At 71.3% G+C, this 20,590-nt stretch carries 18 protein-coding genes and 3 tRNA genes; 8 read left to right on the top strand and 13 right to left on the bottom strand.

What is annotated here, in order from left to right; all coding sequences use genetic code 11:
• Window positions 1-26: 26 nt before the first annotated feature.
• From D8670_RS12950 to D8670_RS12925, 6 genes are all read right to left on the bottom strand, one after another.
• Window positions 27-1,544, bottom strand: coding sequence for a DUF7519 family protein (locus D8670_RS12950; RefSeq protein WP_121818497.1), 1,518 nt, complete (start codon window positions 1,542-1,544; stop codon window positions 27-29).
• Window positions 1,541-2,839, bottom strand: a complete 1,299-nt coding sequence (locus D8670_RS12945; protein WP_121818496.1) for a DUF58 domain-containing protein — start codon at window positions 2,837-2,839, stop codon at window positions 1,541-1,543. Before D8670_RS12945 ends, D8670_RS12950 begins: the two co-directional genes overlap by 4 nt.
• A complete protein-coding gene (locus tag D8670_RS12940; protein WP_121818495.1) occupies window positions 2,839-3,519 on the bottom strand; it encodes a DUF7269 family protein in 681 nt (226 codons plus the stop codon). The genes D8670_RS12945 and D8670_RS12940 overlap by 1 nt, the downstream gene beginning before the upstream one ends.
• Complete coding sequence (locus D8670_RS12935; RefSeq protein ID WP_121818494.1) at window positions 3,516-6,122, bottom strand: transglutaminase TgpA family protein; 2,607 nt, start codon at window positions 6,120-6,122, stop codon at window positions 3,516-3,518. The genes D8670_RS12940 and D8670_RS12935 overlap by 4 nt, the downstream gene beginning before the upstream one ends.
• Before the next feature lie 379 nt (window positions 6,123-6,501).
• Window positions 6,502-6,576: transfer RNA gene (locus D8670_RS12930), tRNA-Ile, on the bottom strand.
• Window positions 6,577-6,662: 86 nt separating this feature from the next.
• Window positions 6,663-6,735: transfer RNA gene (locus D8670_RS12925), tRNA-Asn, on the bottom strand.
• 108 nt (window positions 6,736-6,843) lie between these two features.
• Between D8670_RS12925 and cca the strand changes: the two genes are divergently transcribed.
• Window positions 6,844-8,199, top strand: coding sequence for a CCA tRNA nucleotidyltransferase (cca, locus tag D8670_RS12920; protein ID WP_121818493.1), 1,356 nt, complete (start codon window positions 6,844-6,846; stop codon window positions 8,197-8,199).
• Here the strand turns inward: cca and D8670_RS12915 are convergent.
• The 4 genes from D8670_RS12915 to D8670_RS12900 form a co-directional block, all read right to left on the bottom strand.
• Window positions 8,178-9,194: a histone deacetylase family protein gene (locus D8670_RS12915; protein WP_121818492.1), complete on the bottom strand. Its 1,017-nt coding sequence runs from the start codon at window positions 9,192-9,194 to the stop codon at window positions 8,178-8,180. The genes cca and D8670_RS12915 overlap by 22 nt on opposite strands.
• A complete protein-coding gene (locus D8670_RS12910) occupies window positions 9,194-9,625 on the bottom strand; it encodes a histone family protein (protein ID WP_121818491.1) in 432 nt (143 codons plus the stop codon). The genes D8670_RS12915 and D8670_RS12910 overlap by 1 nt, the downstream gene beginning before the upstream one ends.
• Before the next feature lie 87 nt (window positions 9,626-9,712).
• Window positions 9,713-11,176 carry a single-stranded DNA binding protein gene (locus tag D8670_RS12905; RefSeq protein WP_121818490.1) on the bottom strand — a complete coding sequence of 488 codons (1,464 nt, stop codon included), beginning with the start codon at window positions 11,174-11,176 and terminating at the stop codon, window positions 9,713-9,715.
• A gap of 138 nt (window positions 11,177-11,314) precedes the next feature.
• Window positions 11,315-11,899, bottom strand: a complete 585-nt coding sequence (locus D8670_RS12900; RefSeq protein WP_121818489.1) for a hypothetical protein — start codon at window positions 11,897-11,899, stop codon at window positions 11,315-11,317.
• A gap of 177 nt (window positions 11,900-12,076) precedes the next feature.
• On the opposite strand from D8670_RS12900, the gene D8670_RS12895 reads away from it, so the two are divergent.
• Together D8670_RS12895 and D8670_RS12890 are read left to right on the top strand one after the other, a co-directional pair.
• Window positions 12,077-12,149, top strand: a tRNA-Arg gene (locus tag D8670_RS12895).
• A gap of 114 nt (window positions 12,150-12,263) precedes the next feature.
• Window positions 12,264-12,884: a DUF309 domain-containing protein gene (locus D8670_RS12890; protein WP_121818488.1), complete on the top strand. Its 621-nt coding sequence runs from the start codon at window positions 12,264-12,266 to the stop codon at window positions 12,882-12,884.
• A 6-nt stretch (window positions 12,885-12,890) separates the two neighbouring features.
• Here the strand turns inward: D8670_RS12890 and azf are convergent, their stop codons facing one another.
• Entirely contained in the window at window positions 12,891-13,640 is a 750-nt protein-coding gene (gene azf / locus D8670_RS12885; RefSeq protein ID WP_121818487.1) for an NAD-dependent glucose-6-phosphate dehydrogenase Azf, read from the bottom strand.
• 166 nt (window positions 13,641-13,806) lie between these two features.
• Between azf and D8670_RS12880 the strand changes: the two genes are divergently transcribed.
• Window positions 13,807-14,154, top strand: coding sequence for a dihydroneopterin aldolase family protein (locus tag D8670_RS12880; protein ID WP_121818617.1), 348 nt, complete (start codon window positions 13,807-13,809; stop codon window positions 14,152-14,154).
• 117 nt (window positions 14,155-14,271) lie between these two features.
• Window positions 14,272-14,748 carry a DUF5790 family protein gene (locus D8670_RS12875; protein WP_121818486.1) on the top strand — a complete coding sequence of 159 codons (477 nt, stop codon included), beginning with the start codon at window positions 14,272-14,274 and terminating at the stop codon, window positions 14,746-14,748.
• Here the strand turns inward: D8670_RS12875 and D8670_RS12870 are convergent, their stop codons facing one another.
• On the bottom strand, window positions 14,749-15,486 hold the full coding sequence (locus D8670_RS12870; RefSeq protein ID WP_121818485.1) for a creatininase family protein: 738 nt from the start codon (window positions 15,484-15,486) through the stop codon (window positions 14,749-14,751).
• Between the two features lie 84 nt (window positions 15,487-15,570).
• On the opposite strand from D8670_RS12870, the gene D8670_RS12865 reads away from it, so the two are divergent.
• The 3 genes from D8670_RS12865 to otsB all read left to right on the top strand — a co-directional run bounded on the left by D8670_RS12865 (window position 15,571) and on the right by otsB (window position 18,536).
• Window positions 15,571-15,921 (top strand): DUF5789 family protein, encoded by a 351-nt coding sequence (locus D8670_RS12865; RefSeq protein WP_121818484.1) that lies wholly within the window; start codon window positions 15,571-15,573, stop codon window positions 15,919-15,921.
• 261 nt (window positions 15,922-16,182) lie between these two features.
• Window positions 16,183-17,703 (top strand): alpha,alpha-trehalose-phosphate synthase (UDP-forming), encoded by a 1,521-nt coding sequence (locus D8670_RS12860; protein WP_233752239.1) that lies wholly within the window; start codon window positions 16,183-16,185, stop codon window positions 17,701-17,703.
• Complete coding sequence (gene otsB / locus D8670_RS12855; RefSeq protein WP_121818483.1) at window positions 17,703-18,536, top strand: trehalose-phosphatase; 834 nt, start codon at window positions 17,703-17,705, stop codon at window positions 18,534-18,536. The genes D8670_RS12860 and otsB overlap by 1 nt, the downstream gene beginning before the upstream one ends.
• Before the next feature lie 83 nt (window positions 18,537-18,619).
• On the opposite strand, the gene D8670_RS12850 is transcribed toward otsB, so the two are convergent.
• Window positions 18,620-20,554 carry an ABC transporter ATP-binding protein gene (locus tag D8670_RS12850; protein ID WP_121818482.1) on the bottom strand — a complete coding sequence of 645 codons (1,935 nt, stop codon included), beginning with the start codon at window positions 20,552-20,554 and terminating at the stop codon, window positions 18,620-18,622.
• Window positions 20,555-20,590 lie beyond the last annotated feature (36 nt).

Below are 20,590 nucleotides of genomic sequence, written 5' to 3'. Positions count from 1 at the left end.
TCGCCGCTCGCCCGGCGGACGGCCGCTCACCGCAACCGCGACAGCAGGAGTAACGTGCCGACGAACGCGGCCGACGCGCCGGCGGCGACGAGCGACGCCTCCGGGACCGTCCGCCGCATGACGCCGAGGAGGGCGAACGCCGCGGCGACGCTCGCCGCGCCGACGGCGACGCTCGCCAGCCCGTGGGCGAGTTCGCCCTGCCTGCTCCGGGCGCGGCGGCCGAGCCCCTCCGCCACGCCGACGCCGTACTCGCCGAGGTCCCAGGCGACCGTCGCGGCGGCGACGCCGCCGAACACGACGAGGGGGCCGTCCCCGACCATGCCGGAGACGGTCCCGGCGAGGAAGAGGCCGGCGCTGGCGAGGGCGACGGGGGCGACCCGGTCGGTCAGGAAGCCCCACCGGCCTAGCAGCGTGAGGACGCCGACGAGCGCGACGAAAAGCACCAGCGTCCCGGCCACGACGAGCAGGGCGACCGGCGTCTCGCCGACGACGCCGACGAGTTCCTCGAGCGCCGGCGCGGCGACGGACGGGATCCGCGACCGAACCCGCCCGAGTACGAGGTCGGTGAACGCCCACACGCCGCCGATGAGCGCGACGCCGGACGCGAAGGGGACGACCCGGGGCGCGACGTCCGACGCGGCGGCGGTTCGCGCCCACAGCACCGCCTCGACGGCGACCGCGGCGACGGATCCGGCGACCGCCGCCGCGACGAGCAGGACCCGGAGGACCTCCGTCTTCGCCACGCCCGCGAGCAGGTCGACCAGCCCGCCGGGGAGCGCGCCGTACGGCCCCGCGCCGGCGAGGTGGAGGACACCGAGCACGAGCCCCGCCGGCGCGCAGACCCGGTAGGTCGTCCGCAGGACGTCGACGGTGCGCTCTACCTGCGCCGCCCGCCGGGCGGTGTCGCGCTTGCTCGCGAGTTCGGCCACGGGCAGGCGCTCAAGCGCCGCGCGAACGGCGAACCCGCCGACCGCGAGCAGGAGGAGGAAGTCGGCGATCCGCGGCGCCGGGGCCGTGGGCGCGACGAGTTCGCGCCACAGCGCGTCGAGGACGGGCCCGCCCGCGGCCGCCGCCGCGTCGGTGCCGACGTTCGACACCATGGCGGCGAGCGCGGCGAGCGACAGCGGTAACAGCGCGTAGCCAAACCGCGAGGCGCCGACGGTCAGCGTTCTGTTCCCGACGATGCCGGTCCAGCACGCGGCGACGCCGAACGACGCGACGACCAGCGCGACCGCCCGGAGCGCCCGCACCGGCGGCCCGCCCGCGATGGCGATCAGGTCGCCGGTGAGCGACGCGGCGGCCGGCGCGAGCAGCAGACTGCCTGCCGCGAGCGACTCGGGGTCGTCGTCGTTCAGCAGCGACAGCGCCGCCGCGACGACCAGCCCGGTCAGCGCGCTCTCTATCACCTGTCCGAGCACGGCCGTCGACGACCCGACGAACAGGACGCCGAGGCCGACGACCGCGGTGACGAGCACCCGGCTCGTTCGCGGGGGCGTCGCGTCGCCGTTCGACGCCGACTCCGGAGTGACGAAGGGGACGCTCATCGCACCCCCTCCAGCGCGTCGGCCAGCGCGGTCGCCAGCGGCGCGTCGGGGTGCCAGTCATTGACGGGGATCCCCCGGTCGCGCACGTCGGCGAGCCGGACCTCCCGCTCGACGGCCGCCATCCGCCTCCCGGTCGTGTCCGCGCCCGTCACGTCCGGGGAGACGACCGTCACCGCGTGACCGTGGGCCGACAGCGTGCGCGTCACCTCGGCCGGGTAGTCGTCCGCGAACGGGCTGACGAACAGCACCTGCGCGTCGCCGCCGAGGCGCTGGCGCAGTTCGGTGAGCGCGTCCGACGCCGCTCCGTCGCCGGGAGCGCCTCCCCCGTCCGCGACGCTTCGCTCCTCGGCCGGCGCGTCAAGCACGCTGTCGAAGAGGCGCTCGGCGCGCGCCCGGAGCTCCGGGCCGCTCGACGGCTCGACCCAGGCGATCCGCGGTCCCGCCTCGCCGTCCTCGACCGTCGCGACGCCGACCTGGTGGTCCGCGTCCGCGAGCGTTCCGACCAGCCGCGCCGCGGCGTAGACACCGAGGTCGACGCCGGTGGGGGAGCCGGACCGCCGCGCCACGTCGCTCGCCGCCCGGGCGTCGAGGACCACCACGATGCGGGCCGCCTGCTGGCGGCGGTAGTCGATGGTCGTCAGCGACCCGCTCTTGGCGAGGTGCCGCCAGTCGATACGGCTCGGCGGGTCGCCGGTCCGGTACTCGCGGGTGGCGTAGAACTCCACGCCGCTGCCGCCGGTGTCGGTCGGCAACTGCCCGGTGACGCCCGTCGTCTGCTCGTGGAGGGGCACCTCGTCGACGCCTACCTCGCAGGTGATCCGCGCGGCGCCCGCGACCGGAATCGCGGTGGTGTCGTACCGGGTCCCGCTCACGTTGCGGGTCCGCACCGACGGGGCGTCGAAGGCGTACTCGCCGCGGCGAGCGACGACCGAGTACGACAGCGTCGTCGACTCGCCCGGCCGGAGCGCGAACCCGCCCCGCGGCGTCCCCGCGACCACGCGGAGGGGGTCGGGGACGCCGTCCACGACGCGCACGTCCGGGAGCGGCCGGTCCGTCGGATTAGTCACGGTCAGGTCGACCCGGACCGTCTCGCCGGGCATCGGCGCGTCGGGGCGGACCGACCGCTCGACGCGGACGCTCTCCGCGGGCGGCGTCGTCGCGAGCGCGCCGTAGCAGACGAACACGAGCGGGACGACCGCCGCCGCGAGCAGGACCTGCTCGCCGCTCGCCACGCCGGCCGTCGCTAGCGCGGCGCTCCCGGCCGCCGGGCCGCCCCACCGTGGGACCGACCGCATCAGCGACGCACCTCCCCGGCGTCACGCGCCTCGTCGCCCGTCCCGTCGCTCGGTCGCCGGTGCCACCGCTGCTCGTGGCGCTCCAGTTCCCGCCCGAGCGCCGCGACGGTCCGCGCCGCCCGGCGCTCGGTCTCTCGCTCCGGAGCCAGCCACGCCCGCAGGCGCTCCCGGAACGTCCACCCCGGCGCCCGCTCGTCGCCGAGGAAGGCCGCGGCGACCCGGTCGTCCGTCCACGCGCCGGCCGCGATCATCCCCTCGACGTCCGCGTCGTCGGGACGGGTCCGCGAGAGCACCGTCCGCGCCGTCTCGCGGAGGCGGGTCGCCGGCTCCCCGCGCTCGACCGCCCCCGCCGCGAGGTCGCGCTCGCCGACGCGCTCGACCGCGGCGTCGAACTCGCCGCCGGCGACGGTCGTCTCCGCCGTCGCCGCTTCCGGCGGGGTCGCGGTCAGCGGCTCGGCCCCGGCGGCGTCACCGTCCGACGACCGGGCGATCCACAGCGCCGCGGCGAGACCGACCAGCGAGACCGCCGCGGCGGTCAGGTCGTCGCCGAGCGACTCGACCGCGCTCCGCGCCGGTTCGCGCACCGCGCGCGGCACCGCCTCCGGCGCGAACGCGAGGCCGACGCCGACGAGCAGGCCCGCGGCGCCGAGCGCGACGACGGTCCGTCGCCGGTACGTCATCGGTCCTCCGTCCGGTCCCGCAGTCGGTCGAGCGCCCGTCTCGCGGTCGAGAGGCGCTCCTCGTCCGGCGGGTCCTCGCCGTACTCCGAGCGCCGGAACGCCTCCGTCAGCCGGTACACCGGTCCGTCGGGGAACCCCTTGCGGACCGCCGCCCGCGCGACCTCGCCCGGCGTCCGCGTCCGCCAGTCTCCCGGCGAGACGATCCGGACGAACTGCCGCCAGAACCGCCGGAGCGACCGCTGCTCTTCGGTCGCGGGCTCGTCGGTCGTCGCGCGGACGCGGTCGTCACCGCGCCCGTTCGCGGCCGCCTCTCCGGCGGCTCGTCCGCCCGCGCCGACGCCGAACAGCTGGAGGACGCGGCGCACCGCCGCGACCGCCGTCGAAACCGCGTTCACGGCGGCGACGCGGGCCGCCAGCGTCCGGAGGCGCTCGGGCACCCAGTCGAAGCGGGCCAGCGCTCGCCGGGCGAGTCGCGCCGCCTCGTCGAGACCGTCGCTCAGCGCGAGCAGTCCGCCGACCGCGGCGCCGGCGAGCCACCGCAGGCGCACCCGCACGTCGGCGAGCGTCACGTCCCGCCGGCGCGCCAGCGCGGCGACGCCCGCGAGCGCACCGACGGCGACGGCGACGCCGCCGGCCAGCGGGACCAACAGCCAGTCGAGCGCCGTCTCGGTCTCGCGCCCGTCGACCGACGCGACGAGCGTCGCCTCGTTCGAGAGGGGGAGCGAGGCCGTCAGTTCGCCGTTCGCGTCGGCCCGCCCGACCGCCTCGCCGTTAACGGCCACCGAAGCGTTGGGTACGGGCTCGTCGCCGACCGTCACCACGACCGTTGCGGGCCGGCCCGCGACCGCGAGTCCGTCGACGCGCACGTCGAGTTCGCCGAGTTCGACGATCGCCTCGCCGTCCACCGACCCGCGCTCGACCGCCACCCGCATCTCGTCACCCGTGTCCTCGGGTACGGTGACCGTGATCACTCCGTCCTCGTCCGTCTCGCCGACGCGGTCGCCGTCGACGCGCACGGTCGCGTTCCGCATCGGCTCGCCGCCGGCGGTGGCGAGGAGGTCGACCGTCGCGCCGGGCGTGGGCGTCCCCGCGACCTCGACGGAGACGTTCGTGTCGACCTCGTACGTCCGCGTCTCGTTGTCCGCCGCCTGCGCCGGGGGCGCGCCGAACGCGAACCCGTCGGCCGACTCGTTCGCCCGCGGCCTGACGCTCACCTCGAACGTCTCCTCGTAGGGCACCGTCCCCGTCACCTCGCCGTTCTCGTCCGTGACGCCGACGCGTTCGCCGTCGAAGGAGACGACCACGCCCTCGACGGGGGTGTCAGCCTTCGTGACGGTGACGGTCACCTCGCGGCCCGGCGCGGGGTCGGGGGACACCTCGACGTCGTACGGCGGCCCGGCATTCGAGATGCTGTCGTTGCCCGGGTCGAACGTCTCGTTCGGCCCCGTCTGTACCTCGTGGGCGTACGTCTCGCTCTCGTTCGTCTGCTCCTCGAGCGCCTGCTGCTCCGCGGTCTGGCGGTCCGCGGCCGGCGTCGGATCGAACTTCACCCAGCCGACGCCCTCGAAGTACACCTCGACCCAGGCGTGGGCGTTCATCCCCCGCACCTGATAGCGGTTCTCGCCGACGGGCTCGCCCTGGCTGTAGCCGACGACGTACCGCGCCGGGACGTCCTGCGAGCGGAGCATCACCGTCATCGCCGTCGCGAAGTACTCGCAGTAGCCCTGCTCCATCTCGAAGATGAACTCGTCGGCGACGTCGCCGCTCGGGTCGTGCGAGGCGTTCAGCGAGTAGCCGCGGTTCTCCTCTAACCACCGCTCGATGGTCCGCGCCCTGTCGTAGTTCGTCTCGTCGTCGGCCGTCAGCCGGTCGGTGAACTCCCCGACCCGGTCCGGCGTCGAGTCCGGCAGCCGCGTGAACCGCTCGACGGCCGACGGGTAGTTGTCCCCGGCCGCCCGGAGCGTCGACGGATCCGTGTCCTTTCGGTGGCTGGAGACGGTGTACTCGGTTCCGGCCGGCAGCGGGTCCTCCACGGCGAGGCCGAGCCGCTCGGCCCGCACCTCCGCGTCGACCTCGACGTCGTACGGCTGCCAGGCCGCCGGCAGCGCCGTCGCCGGCCGTTCGAGTTCGACGGTCTGTTCGACCTGCCGACCGCCGTCGTACCGCCCCGGGCCGAGTCCGCTCGTCGCGCCGGACTCCCACCCGTCGCCCGTGTAGACGCCGTACGCGCCGGTCCGCCAGTACGCCGGCTCCTCGCTCTCGACGTAGAAGTGCGTGGCCGCGGACTGGTTGCGCAACCCGCCGTCCTGCCCGCCGAGCGACCCGCCGACGCTCGTCCGGTCGCCGGGGTTCAGTGCGCCGAGTCCGCCGCCGGGCCCCTCTCCCCCGCCGGCCTGCCCGCCCGGCGCGCCGCCGGACGGGTCGAAGAGCCCCTCACCGAGGCTCCCGCCGGCAAGCGGCGCCGCGAGCGCCGGCAGCGCCGTCCCGGCGACGGCGAGCCCGAGCGCGCAGCAGATCGCGAGCGCCGCCGTCCGGAGGTCGCGGTCGTCGGTCGCGGCGCTATTCGACGCGTCCTGTCGGTCCTCAGGGGGTGATCCGGCCATTGCTCGGCTCCTCGGCCGGTGCGGGGACGCCGGCCGGTAGTTATTCGATCCAAGCCCGTCGTCGTAATAAGTCTTGGAGTCGCGATAGGACGGGGTGAGGGCGGTGGTCCGTCGCGGTCGGTCGCGGCGGGGATCCGCTCGTCACAGACGTGGGTCCGCTCGGATTCGAACAACGCGAACGCCTCCGGCGTTCTCTCGTTCGAAGCCTCGCGGCGTGAGCGATTTGCTCCTCGCGTCCGTTCGTCGCAGAAGTGGGCCCGCTCGGATTCGAACCGAAGCAAGGCGTACTCGCTCGCGTCGCTCGCTGCGCGCGACTTGCTGGGTGAGAATCCTCGCGGCGTAACACTTGACCGTTTCGCTGTCGCGCGCGGTACTCGTATGGGCCCGCTCGGATTCGAACCAAGGAATCGCCCGGTTATGAGCCGGGCGCTTTACCAGACTTAGCTACGGGCCCTCGGTAGTGGATTGGACGGGGTGCTTTTCAAGTCTTTTGAAGCGACGGCGGACGGCTGTCTACCGAGGTGAGCGTCGGAAGGAAAGCGCCGCCGACAGGGCTCGAACCTGTGACAACCTGGGTAACAACCAGGTGCTCTACCAACTGAGCTACGGCGGCACTGGCGTCACTCATCTGTAGTGGTGGGGTATTTGATAGGGCTTTCGTTTTCGCCGCAGGGCGGCGGCACCGACACCCTTTCGGCGCGACGGCGAGAACCGACCGGCAATGACGGACGACGCGTTCGACGCCGCCGTTCGGGCGGTCAGCGAGGAGATAGACCCGGACCCGGAGGAGCGCGAGCGCCTCTCGGCGGCCGCCGAGGACCTGATCGAACGCGCCGAGGACGCCGTCGCCGACCTGGACGTGGACGCCGACGCGCTGCTGGTCGGCAGCACGGCGCGGGGGACCTGGGTCAGCGGCGACCGCGACATCGACGTGTTCGTCCGGTTCCCTGCCGACCTCGACCGGGAGACGCTGGAGGAGTACGGCCTCCGCGTCGGCGACGCGGTGCTCCCGGAGGGCCGCGAGGAGTACGCCGAGCACCCGTACGTCACCGGCGAGTACGAGGGGTTCGACGTCGACCTCGTCCCCTGCTACGACGTGGCCGACGCGACGCGGATCCAGTCGGCCGTCGACCGGACCCCGTTTCACACGCAGTACCTCCGCGAGCGGCTGGACGACGAGAGCGCCGCCGACGTGCGCCTCGCCAAGCAGTTCCTCAAAGGGATCGGCGCGTACGGGAGCGACCTCCGGACGCGCGGGTTCAGCGGCTACCTCACCGAACTCCTCGTGCTGGAGTACGGCGGCTTCCGCGCGCTCCTCGAGGCCGCCGCCGACTGGCACCCGCCGGTCCGCCTCGACCCCGAGGACCACGGCGCGGCGACGTTCGACGACCCGCTGGTCGTCATCGACCCGACCGACCCCGAGCGCAACGTCGCCGCCGTGCTGTCGCCCGACAACGTCGCCCGCGTCCAGCACTACGCTCGCGAACTGCTCGACGACCCGCGGCCCGACCTGTTCTTTCCCGACTCGCCGGAGCCGCTGTCGGCCGCTGCGGTGCGCGAGCACGTCGCCGAGCGCGGGACGACGCCGCTCGCCGTCCGCTTCGACGCGCCCGACGTCGTCGAGGACCAGCTCTACCCCCAGCTCCGCAAGTCGCTGTCCGGCGTGACCGAGAAGCTCGACCGCCGCGGCTTCGACGTGTTGCGCGCCGCGGCGTTCGCCGACGGCGACGCGGTGCTGTTCGTCGAACTCGCCGTCGCGGAGCTCCCGACGGTCGAGCGCCACGACGGCCCGCCGGTCCACGTCCGCGGGCACGCGACCGGCTTCTACGAGAAGTACGCCGACACCGACGACTACGGCCCGTTCGTCGACGGCGACCGGTACGTCGTCGAGCGCGACCGGGCGTTCACGAGCGCCGCCGACCTCCTCTCGAGCGACGCGCTGTTCGGCGTGGGGCTCGGCGCGGCCGTCGAGGAGACGCTCCGCGACGGCTACGAGGTGCTGGTCGGCGAGGCGGTCGGAGAGCTAGCCGGCGAGTTCGGCGCGGAGCTCGCGCGCTACTTCTCGCCGAGGCCGTGATTCTCGCGTAGCTCGGCGATCCGCTCCCGGACGTCGTCGTCGACGTCGTCGTCGGTCTCCATCGGCTTCCGCCCGTCGAACACCTCGTGGACCATCCGAACGCCCTCCGCGAGCACGTCGAGACCGTACCCGCCTTCGAGGACGAACGCCAGCGGCGCGTCCGTCTCGTCTGCCATCGACCGGACGCGGTCCGTGAGGACGCCGTACCCTTCTGTGGAGACGCGCAGGCGGGAGATGGGGTCGTGCCGGTGGGCGTCGAACCCCGCGGAGACGAGCAGGAGGTCGGGGTCGAACTCCGCCAGCGCCGGCGCGATCACGTCGTCGAAGACCGCGGCGAACTCCGCGTCGCCGGAGCCGGCGGGGAGCGGGGCGTTCAGCGTATACCCCTCGCCGTCGCCCTCGCCGGTCTCGTCGACCTCGCCGGTGCCGGGGTAGATCCCCTCCTCGTGGGTCGAGACGAAGTAGACGTCGTCGCGGTCGTAGAATATCTCCTCCGTGCCGTTGCCGTGGTGGACGTCCCAGTCGACGACGCCGACGCGGTCGACCTCGTCGTGCTCGTCGAGCGCGGTCTGGGCGGCGACGGCGACGTTGTTCACGAAGCAGAACCCCATCGCGTCGTCGGTGACGGCGTGGTGGCCCGGCGGCCGACCGATCGAGAACGGCGTGTCCCTGCCGTCGGCTCCAGCGAGCGCCTCTTCGGCCGCCCACTGCGCCAGCCCGGCGCTCTGGAGGGCGGCGTCCCAGGTCCGCTCGACGGCGACCGTGTCGGGGTCCCAGTTCCCGCCCCCGTCGGCGCAGAACTGACGGAACTCATCGACGTAGTCGGGGTCGTGCACCGCCTCGATCGCCGCCTCGTCCGCGGGCGCGGGGTCGACATACTGCACGCCGTACTCCCGCTTCAGTCCCTCTCGGATCGCCCGCAGGCGGTCGGGGATCTCGGGGTGGCGCTCGCCCGTGTCGTGTTCGAGGCAGACCTCGCTGTAGCCGAACTTCATCAATCGAAGAGCTTGAAGTACGTCTCGATGTCCTCGTCCTTAATGGTTCGCCGGTCGGCGTGCCGCGCGAGCGTCGCGGCGGCGGCCGCGACGTTGTCGGCGTAGTCCTCGAGGATGTCCGCGAGCGCGATCCGCGCGTCCATCGAGACCCGGTAGCTGTCGTCGATCTCGATTCGCGCGATGCGGTCCACGGGGGCGACCGGCAGCTCCAGCGAGTCCTTGTCGACGACCTGCTCGACGCCGAAGTCGGCGGCCATCAGCGTCTTGCGGCCCTCCTCGGTGGCGCGTTCGGCCGCGTCGATGGCCAGCGTCGCCCCGTGGTTCTGGATGCGTCGCGCGAGTTCCTCCGCCGCGTCGGCGCTCACCCGCAGGTCCCCGGCGTTCCGTCGAATAATGGTGTCGACCGGGGCGAACGGTAACTCAACGCTCATACCAAAACCCGGGTCGGTCGCGCCCTTAACCTTTTTCGTAGCGGCGTTTCGCCTATCTGCGGGGGTTTCAGTCCGGAATTATCCGTTTCAGAACACGTCGTCCGCGTCGATCCGCCCGTCGGTGACGGTCCCGCGCACCGTCACTTCCTGGCCCAGTCGGACGTCCTCGTCGGTGTCGACGCTCATCGTCTCCTCGCCGTCGTCCAGTACGACGGGTTCGCCCGCCTGCACGACGGTGCCCGTGAACTCCACCTCCTCGCCGTCGGCCGTGACCGCCGCGGCGGCACCGCCGGACGCGGCCCCGCCGGCAGCGTCGTCGCCGCGGTCGGACGAGCCACTGCTCGTCGCGCTCGCGTCGTCGCTCGACGCGTCGTCGGAACTCCCGCCGAACGAGTCGAGGTCGGCGGACCCGTCGCCGCCGTCGCCGCTTCCACCGGCGGCGTCGCCCTCGTCCAGCACCGTCACCGTCGACTGCCATCCGGCCGAGGCCTCGATGTCGTCCTGCCAGCCGTCCTGTATCTCCACGTCGGCCACCGCGACCTCGTCGCCCGGCGCGATGTCCTTGTCCGCCTTGTCGCCCCACAGCGCCACGCGCACGTCGCCGGTGTCGTCCTGCACGCGGATGTTTCGGACCTGCCCCTCGCTGCCGTCGTCGCGGTCGAACGTCCGCTTCGGGTCGGCCGAGCGGACGACGCCGCCGATGTCGACCGTCTGGCCGATCTCCAGCGTCTCGATGGGCGTGCTCTCGGGGGCGTACTCGATCTCTTCGTCGATCTCCTCGATCGCGCCGCGCTCGCCCACGTGGAGTTCGAGCGAGCCGTCGCGCTCGCGCACGTAACCGTCGACGACCTCGACGGAGAGTCCCGATGAGAGCTCCTCGGCGCGGTCGGCCATGCCGTCCCACATCGTCACGCGGACCTTGCCCGTCGGGTCGCCGAGCACGAGGTTCGACACCTTCCCCTCGCTGCCGTCGTCGCGGTCGAAGGTGCGCACGGACTCCGTGTCGAGCACCTTGCCCGCGAGGTTCACGTTCGAGAGGCCGAGCGAGAGGTCCTCGACGCGGTAGGTGTCCTGCACCTGCACGTCGATCTCCTCGTCGGCGTCCGGGTCGACGTCGCTGACGTTGACCTCGACGCCGTTGTACCCCTCCTTCGGGCGGCCCTTGATCGCGATGACGTCGCCGACGGTGAGCTGTTCGACCGCGCCCTCGGCCATCTTGTCCCAGAAGGTGACGCGGATCGACCCCGTTTCGTCGGCCAGTTCGACGTTGACGACGCGGCCGTCCTCCTCGTCCTCCCCGTCGCGCTCGAACGTGCGAACGTCGCCGACGCCGACCACCTTCGCGGTGAACTCGACGTCCTCCATCCCGGGTTCGACGTCAGCGACGCCGTCGACCTCGCTCTCGTCGAGCTCGTGGGCGATGAGCATCGCCGCCGTCTCCTCGTCGGCCAGCCCGCCCATCTGATCGACCTTCTCCTCGACGGCCTCCCGGAACTCCTCCAGAGAAACGTCGGCGTCGAGGTCCGCATAGATATCCTCTATCTCGCCCATGAATATACGGACAGGCAGGGTTGGGCCGCGCTTAAGCGTTGTCCTTGCCGGTTCGCCCCGCCGCGGTCTCTCGATCGTCGGCCGTCGGTCGCCACCATCTCGCCCCCCGTTTGCCCCCCGGTACGGCTTAAACCCTTGCTACGGCGAGGCAGTGGTGATCGTCCGCGTCTCGCCCGTCGTCTCGTGTTCGACCCGCACCGACGACGGGATTCCCTCGTCGAAGCCGATGCGGATCAGGTACTCCGCGATCGCCGTGCACTGCGTGCACATCTCCGCGTCGTCCCCGCTCGAAGCGCCGACGGTCACGACTAACGCGTCGCCGTCGTACTCGGCGGCCGCGAGCGTCGGCTCGTGACAGGGGTCCGGAAGGGTGACCGCCCCCTCGACGTCGATCCGGTGGTCGTCGAACGCCACGCTCGCCCGCTCCTCGTCCTCCGCGGAGAGGCACTCGGCCTCGTACGTCCCTATCCCCCGGTCCCGGATGGTCGGCGTCTCGCTCCCCGTCGAGTCGGTGGAAGTCTCCGTCTCGGAGTCCGTCGTCTCGTCGGCCCTCGTCCCCGGGTCCGCGGTCGTTTCTGTGTCCGTTGAGGTCTCCGTGTCACCGTCCGCTTCGTCGGTCGTCTCTCCGTCGCCGGCGCTCCCGTCGCCCTCGGAGAGACAGCCCGCGGCCGCGCCGACGGCGAGCGCGGCGGTCGTGCGGCGAAGCAGGTCCCGTCGTTTCATACTTCCGAGTGTACCACGCGGCGGAAAAACCCTTGCGTACGGTCAAACCGCTGTTTCACCGTCGCCGTCGGGCGGGACGCGCTCGCGGACGATCGGCTCCTCCGCCCCGTGTGATCCCGGCGCACTGCGGGGGAATACCGTAACCGCTTTACGTATCACCCGGGTACGTAGAAGTGAGTCCGGGTAGGGTAGTGGACTATCCTCTTGGCTTGCGGAGCCAGGGACCGGAGTTCAAATCTCCGTCCGGACGCTTCTTCCGATTTCAGCCTCTTCGAGCACCCGCTCTACCGTCTCGGAGCCTGTGTCCCCGATAGCCGCTTCTCCCGAACGAAACGCGTTTTGCCCGCTCGGCCGAACGCCGGGTATGCGCGACCACCTCCGGGCGGGGATCGCGGTGTACAACGCGGGCGAGTACCACGCCGCGCACGACGCCTGGGAGGACTACTGGCTGGACCTCGACCGCGGGACCGACGACGAGCGGCTGCTCCACGGTCTCATCCAGTTCACGGCGGCCGTCCACCACGCCGCGGAGCGCAACTGGGCGGGCGCGGCCGGCCTCGTCGAGAGCGCGAGCGGCTACCTCGCCGGCCTGCCGGACGAGTACCGCGGCGTCGACGTCGCGGCCGTCCGGACCCACCTCTCGGAGCTCGGGGCCGACCCGGAGCGGATCGAGCGCGGCCCCGCACCGCGGCTCACCCACGAGGGCGAGGCGCTCTCGCTCGGCGACCTCCGGTTCGAGCCGGCGGCCGTCGCGGCGGCAGTGCTCGCCGAGGAGTACGAGCGGTACGACGCGGACGTGTTACGGAGAGCGGCGGCGTACGGTCGAGAAGACCTGGCGGACGGGCAGGGGACCAGCGAGTTCGTCACGCTCGTGATGGACTTCGCGCGGGACGCGGAGAACCGCGCCATCATCTACCAGCGCCTCGCCGACCACGTGTCGCGGCGCGACCGGCGAGCGGCGGACGTGAACGGGCTGTTCGAGTAGCGAAAGTCAGTCGTCGCTGTGGTGCGCGGAGTTGTCCTGCGGCTCGTACCCGAGGACCTCACGAGCGCGGTCGAGCGAGTAGTACTTGCGGTCGTTGTCGCTGATCCCGTAGACGATCTCGTAGTCGTAGTCGGCCCGGAGCGTGCGGTCGAAGAGGTGGGCGCAGTCGCGGTAGGAGAGCCACATGGCCTGGCCGCGCTCGTAGTCGATCGGGGGGTGGTTCTCCGTGAGGTTGCCGATGCGGACGCAGCAGACGGAGACGTCGTGGTGGTCGTGGTAGTAGCGACCGAGCACCTCGCCGGTCGCCTTCGAGACGCCGTAGAGGTTGCTCGGTCGGGGGAGCTCCGAGCCGTCGAGCAGGAAGTCGTCCGCCGGCCGGTACATGTCGGGGGTCCGCTCGTCGGTCTCGTACGCGCCGACGGCGTGGTTCGAGGAGGCGAAGACGACGCGGTCGACGCCGGCGTCGACCGCCGCGTCGAACACCGTCTTCGTCCCGTCGATGTTGTTGGTGAGTACGCTGTCCCACGGGGCCTCGGGGCGGGGATCCCCGGCGAGGTGGATGACTGCCCCGACACCGCCCATCGCGTCGCGGACCGTCTCCTCGTCGGTCACGTCCGCGACGACGAACTCGCCCGGGGGGTCGCTCCGGGGCGGGTCCCGGTCGAGGAGCCGCCACTCGTACGCGTCCGCCAGCTCGCCCAGGATCGCCTGCCCGACACGGCCCTCCGCGCCCGTGAGCAAGACAGGGTCGTCCATTCGTGTGAGTCCAGAGCGTTCCGGGATAAGTAACGTGCGATTCACGTCGTCGGCGCGGCGCGAACGCGCGGTCGCGAGGCGCTCGGCGACCGGCGGTGGTCCGGGCGTCGAACGCGTCGCGGACCCGAACGGAACGCACTTGCCCCGGGCGCGTCTCGGGTCGCCCATGACCCCGACAGAGCGCGAGGAGGCCTGCTTCGAGGCCGGCATCAAGTTCGGCACGCTCTACCACCAGTTCGCCGGGACGCCCGTCAGCCCCGACAGCGCCCGGAGTCTGGAGCGGGCGATGGCCGAGGCCATCGAGAACCAGCCGTTCTGCGAGTCGGTGACCGTCGAGATACTCGACGAGGCGCTCGAAGCGGAACTCGCGGAGTCGTCGTCCGACTACACCGAACTCACCGGCCGGTTCATGGAGGTCGAGATGCGCATCGAGTACGAGGGCCGCGTCGTCCGGACGCGGATGGAGATGGAGGACGGCTACCCGCTGATGAAGCTCGTCGACGTCGAGGGGTAACGACTCACGTTCGCGGACCGCCGGTATCGCTGATCCCCTGTCTCGGGCGTGATATCCCCACGTTTCACTTTCGCTTTCGGGCCACTCTTTAAAGTCGACCGGGTGGAATTTGTCAGTATGAGTCAATCCAGCCTGGACGACGACGAGCTGTTCGGCGAAGCGGCCTCCGAGATGCGGGCGGACGTCGAGGAGTCACTGGACGCCGTCCGGTCCGAACTCCCCGACGCCGACGACGTCTGGGAGACGGACGCCGACAACGTCCTCGGGGTCCTCAACGGGCTCCGATCGGCGCTCGACACCGGCGACGCCGAGGAGGAGCTCCGCGACGCGAAGAAGTGGTTCACCATGGGCCAGCGCGCGGACGCGTTCGACGACGCCGAGGACCTGGAGGAGGCCATCGAGGAGCTGGACGAGCTTCTCGCGGGGATGGAGGACGCCGCCGAACAGGTGGGGGACCTCACGGCCACCGTCCCGGAGCTCCGCGGGACGCTACAGGACGCCGAGGCGGCCGCCGACGGGGACTCGGACGCGGCGGACGAAGACGCGGACGACGAGGGAGCGGACGACGCCGAGGACGAGGAAGACGAGGAGTAACTACCGGTCGGGCGGTCGGCTCACGTCCCGCTTTTCGACCGCGTCGAGCAACTCCGCCAGCGCCGCGGCTGCCAGGTCGAGCAGTTCCTCGCCGCGCTCCGCGTCGCCCTCGCCGGGGTCGCCGACGACGCCGTTCTCGGTGAACTCCGCGGAGTCGAACGCGAGGTTCGTCCCGCTCACCCAGTCCCCCCAGCCGTCGCTCGCCCCCTCCCTCGCCTCGTCGACCCGGTCCTCCTCGACCAGATCCGGACGGACGTGACGCAGGAGCGCGGTTTCGAGCGGGCCGCCGTGGCCCATGTCAGCGGCGTGCTCGCCGACGGCGTCGAACCAGGTGAACGGGACCGCGTAGGCGTCGTCTCGTCGGGTGATCGTCCCCGCGACCTCGCGGAGCGCGGTGACGTTGCCGCCGTGGCCGTTGACGAGCACGACCCGGTCCCAGCCGTGGTACGCGAGGCTGTCGACGGTCTCGCGGACGTACCGACGGAAGGTGTCCTCGCTCACCCACAGCGTCCCCGGGAACTGGCGGTGCTCCTCCGCCACCCCCACCGTCACCGGCGGGGCGACGACGACCTCGCCGTCGTACGCCTCGACGCCCGCCGCCGCGACGGCCTCGGCGGTGATCGCGTCGGTACCGAGCGACGCGTGAGGGCCGTGCTGTTCCGTGCTGCCGACGGGCACCACGGCGAGGTCCGTCTCGGCGGCCGCGGCGTCCGTCCAGGTGACGTCGGTCAGGTGCACGTACCGACGCTGCACCTCGGTTGATTTATAGGTGGGGCAAACGGTTTGAGTTCGCTTCTCGTCGTTTCAGGCGGGGAAATTCCTATGACAGACGACGAAACGGAGATGGGTGTGGACTTCGGCGACCTCGAAGAGGACATCGAGAACCACGACTATCCTGCCGACACGGAGGAACTGCTCGACGCGTACGGGGACGAGACCGTCACGTTCTCGGAGGGGGAGGCCACATTCCGCGAACTCCTCGAACCGATGGGCGACCAGTCGTACGAATCGGCCGAGGGCGTCCGCACGGCCGTGTTCAATATGGTCGGCGATGAGGCCATCGGCCGGAAGAACTACAGCGACCGGACGCCGCCCGCGCCCGGCGAGGACCGCCAGGACGAGGACGAGGACGAGTCCGGGCAGGAGGCCTCCAGAGACCAGGAGTCGTTCTAGGCCGCCATTATGGCAACGATCTAAAACTACAGCCGGGATCCGCTTTCGTAAGGCAGCGTTTCCGCCCCGGTAACGATACGCTATCTCCTGAATCTCCCGAAACTGTCTCGGCATATTAACCGTTCGGTTGGGCTATCGGGACGTACATCCACATGCACCCCGAGAGTAGCGTACGGCGGTCGATCTACAGCAACCGTTTCCGGGCGGACCGGGTACGCGGACCGGGCATCCGTGCGCGTCGCTCCGCGGAGGGTGATCGTCGTGGCCGGCGATAACGTCTCCGAGGCGGTGCGCGCGGCGTCGCTGCTCGACGGTGACGGCGCGCCGATCGTCGTCTCGAACCGCCAGCCCTACAGCCACGAGTACGAGGACGGGGAGGTGACCGTCGACCGCCCCGCGGGCGGACTGACGGCGGCGCTCGATCCCGTCATGCAGACGGTCAACGGGACCTGGGTCGCCTGGGGGAGCGGCGACGCCGACCGCGACGTGAGCGAGGACGGCGCCGTGCGCGTCCCGCCGGACGACCCCTCCTACGACCTCCAGCGTGTCTGGCTCGACGACGAGCAGCTGGAGGGTTACTACTACGGCTTCAGCAACCAGACCCTGTGGCCGCTGTGTCACAGCGACACGGCGCGAGTCCACTTCTCCACGTCGGACTGGGAGCAGTATCAGGCGGTCAACCGCCAGTTCGCCGAAGCGGTGACGACGGCCGCCGACGGCCCGGAACCAGTCGTCTGGTTCCAGGACTACCACCTCTCGCTGGCGCCCCGAATCGTCCGCGAGCGCCTCCTGCCCGACGCGTTCTGCATGCACTTCTGGCACCTGCCGTGGCCCGGGTGGGACTCGTTCAAGATCTGTCCGCGGGCGGTCGCGGTGCTCGACGGCCTGCTCGCCAACGACCTCCTCGGGTTCCATACGCCCGATTACTGCCGGAACTTCTTCGACTGCGTCGACCGGACGCTCGACGCCTCCGTCGACCGCGACACGGGGTCGGTCCGCTACCGGGGCGAGACCACCACCGTCCGCCCGTTCCGCCTCGGTATCGACGCCGACGCACAGGCGGAACAGGCCCGGTCGTCCGAGGCCGAGGCGTTCTCGACCGCGTTCCGCGACGAGTGGGACATCGGCGAGGACACGCGCGTCGCCGTCGGCGTCGACCGCCTCGACTACACCAAGGGGATCGAGCGCCGCCTCGACGCGCTGGAGCGCGTCTGGGAGCGCTCGCCCGAGTGGCGCGGTGACCTCACGTTCGTCCAGAAGGGGGCCGAGAGCCGGAGCTCCATCCCGGCGTACAGCCGCCTGCAGGACCGGATCGACGACCGGGTGACCGAGATCAACGAGCGGTTCGGCACCGACGACTGGCAGCCGATCGTCTACACCACCGAGATGCTCTCCCAGGACCACCTCGCGGGGCTGTACCGCGGCGCCGACCTGGCGCTCGTCACGCCGGTCCGCGACGGGATGAACCTCGTGGCCAAGGAGTACGTCGCCGCGAAGGTCGGGGAACCGGGCACGCTCGTCCTGAGCGAGTTCGCCGGCGCGGCGGAGGAACTGGGGGACGGTGCCGAACTGATCAACCCCTACGATGTCGACGCCGTCGCCGACGCGATAGAGCGGGGCCTCCGCACGCCCGACGACGAGCGCCGGCGGCGGATGCAGACCCTCGGGGATCAGGTCCACGAGAACGACGTGTACGCCTGGATCGCCCGCCAGTTCCGTGCGGCGCGCTCGGTACAGACCGGACAACAGTACGAACCGCCGCAGCGCCGCCAGTTCCACTGATGGCCGCCGATACCGGCGAGAACGGAGCTGACGCCGCTGCCGAAGCCCTGACCGACCGCGCGGCGGACGCCGACGGTCTCGCCCTTTTCACCGACTTCGACGGCACGCTCGCGCCCATCGTCGACCGCCCCGACGCGGCGGCGATGGATCCCGCCGCGGAGGACGCGCTCGAACTGCTTCGGGAGGTCCCCGACGCGGCGGTCGCGGCGGTCAGCGGCCGCGCGCTGGACGACCTGCGCGAGCGCCTCACCGTCGACGACATCGCCTACGCCGGCAACCACGGCCTCGAACTCCACGCCGACGGGGAGACGACCGTCCACCCCGCCGCCGAGGAAGCCGAGGACACGCTGCGCGCGGTCACGAAGCACCTGCGCGAGACGCTGGGCGTCGAGGGCGCGATCGTCGAGAACAAGCGGGTGACGGCGACGGTCCACTACCGCATGGTCGACGACGACGAGGTGCCGATAGTCGAGAAGCGGGTCCGCGAGGCCGCCGCGGACACGCCGCTCCGCGTGACGGAGGGCAAGGAGATCCTCGAACTCCGCCCCGACGTCGACTGGGACAAGGGCCGCGCCGTCGAGTGGCTGCGCGACCGCCTCGTCCCGGACGACGAGACGTGGGTCCCGGCGTACGTCGGCGACGACGTCACGGACGAGGCGGCCTTCCGCGCGCTTCCGGACGGCGGCGTCGGCGTGAAGGTCGGCGAGGGAGAGACGGCAGCGGACTACCGCGTCGCCGACGTGGACGAGGTCCGGCGGTTCCTCGAACGCGTCGCCGCGTCGCCCGCGCTGGCGGAACCCGAGCCGGACTCCGATCCCGACGCGGACGGGTAAGCCGGCGCCTCGGCACCACTCAGCGCCGGTCAGTCGTCGACTGCGAACGACGACCGCGGTGCCTCGGCACCACTCAGCGCCGGTCAGTCGTCGACGCTCTCGGTCCGCGCCTGCCGCTTCGCCGCGCGCTCGACGAACTCCTCCGGCAGCTCGTCGATCTCGCCCGCCTGCACGCCCCAGAGGTGGGCGTAGAGGCCGTCGTTCTCCAGCAGCTCCTCGTGCGCGCCGCGCTCGACGATCCGCCCCTCCTCCAGGACGACGATCTGGTCGGCGTCCTTGATCGTGGAGAGCCGGTGCGCGATGGCGAACGTGGTGCGGTCCTCGGTGAGCTGGTCCAGGCTCTTCTGGATGAGCATCTCCGTCTCCGTGTCCACGTCGCTGGTCGCCTCGTCGAGGATCAGGATCTCGGGGTCTTTGAGGATCGCCCGGGCGATGGAGATGCGCTGGCGCTGGCCGCCGGAGAGCTTCACGCCGCGCTCGCCGATGTCCGTGTCGTAGCCGTCCGGGAGGTTCGTGATGAACTCGTGGGCCTCGGCCATCTTCGCGGCCTCCACGATCTCCTCCTCGTCCGCGTCGAACGTGCCGTAGGTGATGTTCTCCTTCACGGTACCGTAGAAGAGGAACGTCTCCTGACTGACGTAGCCTATCGACCGCCGGAGGCTGGGGATCGTCACATCGCGGAGGTCGGTGCCGTCGATACGGATCGCCCCGTCGTCGACGTCGTACATGCGCAGGAGGAGCTTCAGGACGGTCGACTTGCCGGCGCCGGTCGGCCCCACCAGCGCGAGCGTCTCGCCGCCTTCGACGTCGAAGGAGACGTCCTCGATGATCGTCTCGCCGTCGTCGTAGCCGAAGCTGACGCCGTCGTACTCGACGTCGCCGTCCCCGACGGTGAGTTCCTCCGCGGCGGGGTCCTCCTCGATCCGGCTCGGCTCGTCCATCAGGCCGAAGATGCGCTCGCTGGAGGCGCGGGCGCGCTGGTACATGTTGATTATCTGTCCGAACTGCGCCATCGGCCAGATGAACCGCTGCGTGAGCAGGATGAACGTGACGAACTCCCCCTCGCTGAGTGTGCCGGTCAGCGGCCCGGGGCCGCCGGCCGCGGAGGGCATGAGCACCCAGTAGCCGCCGACGAGGAAGGTCGTCACGAAGCTCACGCCGGCGAGCAGGCGCAGGCCGGGGAAGAACTTGATCCGCGTCGCGATGGCGTCCCAGTTGGCGTCGAAGTAGTCCCGCGAGACGTCCTCGACGCGGTCCGACTCGTACTCCTCCGTGTTGCTCGTCTTGATCACCTGGATGCCGCCGAGGTTGTTCTCCAGCCGGGAGTTGACCTTGCCGACGCTGGAGCGCACGTCCGCGTACTTCGGCTGGATCGTCTGGATGAACTTGTAGGTGAACAGGCCGATGAGCGGCACCGCGACGAGCGCGACCAGCGCGAGCTGCCAGTTGTAGTAAAAGAGGATGCCGGCGATGCCGAGTACCATCACCGACAGGCGGAACATGGAGTTCATCCCGTCGTTGAGGAACCGCTCCAGGCGGTTCACGTCGTTCGAGAGGATCGACATCATCTCGCCGGTCTGCTTGTCGGCGAAGAAGTCCATGTTCAGCCGCTGCATCTTGTCGTAGGTGTCCGTCCGCACCGCGTGCTGGATGTTCTGCGCGAAGGAGTTCCAGCCCCAGTTGCGGATCCAGTGAAACGCCGCCCCGAAGAGGAACGCGCCGCCGATCACGCCGACGGAGAACAGCAACTGGTCCTGCGGGTCCGCCGGGAGCCACGCGTCCGGGACCAGCCACAGCGCCGTGAACGACTTCTCGTCCCGAAAGATGGAGTCGAGCGCGAACCCGAGTAGCACCGGCGGAACGAGGTCGAGCAGCCGCGCGAAGATGCTCGCGACGAGCCCCACGACGAACTGGAGCGCGTTCTCGCGACCGTACTCCCCGAACAGCCGCCCCATCGGGTTCTCGGCGCTCTCGCGCTGCTCCTCGAAGGGGTCGTCGTCCTCCTCGTGGATTCCCATTAGCTAAGGGCAACGGCTACTCGGTGAAAAGCCATT

The sequence above is a fragment of the Halostella limicola genome (genome assembly GCF_003675875.1).
GTDB classification, from domain to species: domain Archaea; phylum Halobacteriota; class Halobacteria; order Halobacteriales; family Natronoarchaeaceae; genus Halostella; species Halostella limicola.
Note: the sequence above shows the minus strand (reverse complement) of the source record. Positions and strands in the feature narration are given on the sequence as shown.

Excerpts from the sequence above, each read along its gene's own strand:
- D8670_RS12950 (WP_121818497.1), bottom strand. The coding sequence starts at position 1,544 with ATGAGCGTCCCCTTCGTCACTCCGGAGTCGGCGTCGAACGGCGACGCG.
- D8670_RS12945 (WP_121818496.1), bottom strand. The coding sequence starts at position 2,839 with ATGCGGTCGGTCCCACGGTGGGGCGGCCCGGCGGCCGGGAGCGCCGCG.
- D8670_RS12940 (WP_121818495.1), bottom strand. The coding sequence starts at position 3,519 with ATGACGTACCGGCGACGGACCGTCGTCGCGCTCGGCGCCGCGGGCCTG.
- D8670_RS12935 (WP_121818494.1), bottom strand. The coding sequence starts at position 6,122 with ATGGCCGGATCACCCCCTGAGGACCGACAGGACGCGTCGAATAGCGCC.
- cca (WP_121818493.1), top strand. The coding sequence starts at position 6,844 with ATGACGGACGACGCGTTCGACGCCGCCGTTCGGGCGGTCAGCGAGGAG.
- D8670_RS12915 (WP_121818492.1), bottom strand. The coding sequence starts at position 9,194 with ATGAAGTTCGGCTACAGCGAGGTCTGCCTCGAACACGACACGGGCGAG.
- D8670_RS12910 (WP_121818491.1), bottom strand. The coding sequence starts at position 9,625 with ATGAGCGTTGAGTTACCGTTCGCCCCGGTCGACACCATTATTCGACGG.
- D8670_RS12905 (WP_121818490.1), bottom strand. The coding sequence starts at position 11,176 with ATGGGCGAGATAGAGGATATCTATGCGGACCTCGACGCCGACGTTTCT.
- D8670_RS12900 (WP_121818489.1), bottom strand. The coding sequence starts at position 11,899 with ATGAAACGACGGGACCTGCTTCGCCGCACGACCGCCGCGCTCGCCGTC.
- D8670_RS12890 (WP_121818488.1), top strand. The coding sequence starts at position 12,264 with ATGCGCGACCACCTCCGGGCGGGGATCGCGGTGTACAACGCGGGCGAG.
- azf (WP_121818487.1), bottom strand. The coding sequence starts at position 13,640 with ATGGACGACCCTGTCTTGCTCACGGGCGCGGAGGGCCGTGTCGGGCAG.
- D8670_RS12880 (WP_121818617.1), top strand. The coding sequence starts at position 13,807 with ATGACCCCGACAGAGCGCGAGGAGGCCTGCTTCGAGGCCGGCATCAAG.
- D8670_RS12875 (WP_121818486.1), top strand. The coding sequence starts at position 14,272 with ATGAGTCAATCCAGCCTGGACGACGACGAGCTGTTCGGCGAAGCGGCC.
- D8670_RS12865 (WP_121818484.1), top strand. The coding sequence starts at position 15,571 with ATGACAGACGACGAAACGGAGATGGGTGTGGACTTCGGCGACCTCGAA.
- otsB (WP_121818483.1), top strand. The coding sequence starts at position 17,703 with ATGGCCGCCGATACCGGCGAGAACGGAGCTGACGCCGCTGCCGAAGCC.
- D8670_RS12850 (WP_121818482.1), bottom strand. The coding sequence starts at position 20,554 with ATGGGAATCCACGAGGAGGACGACGACCCCTTCGAGGAGCAGCGCGAG.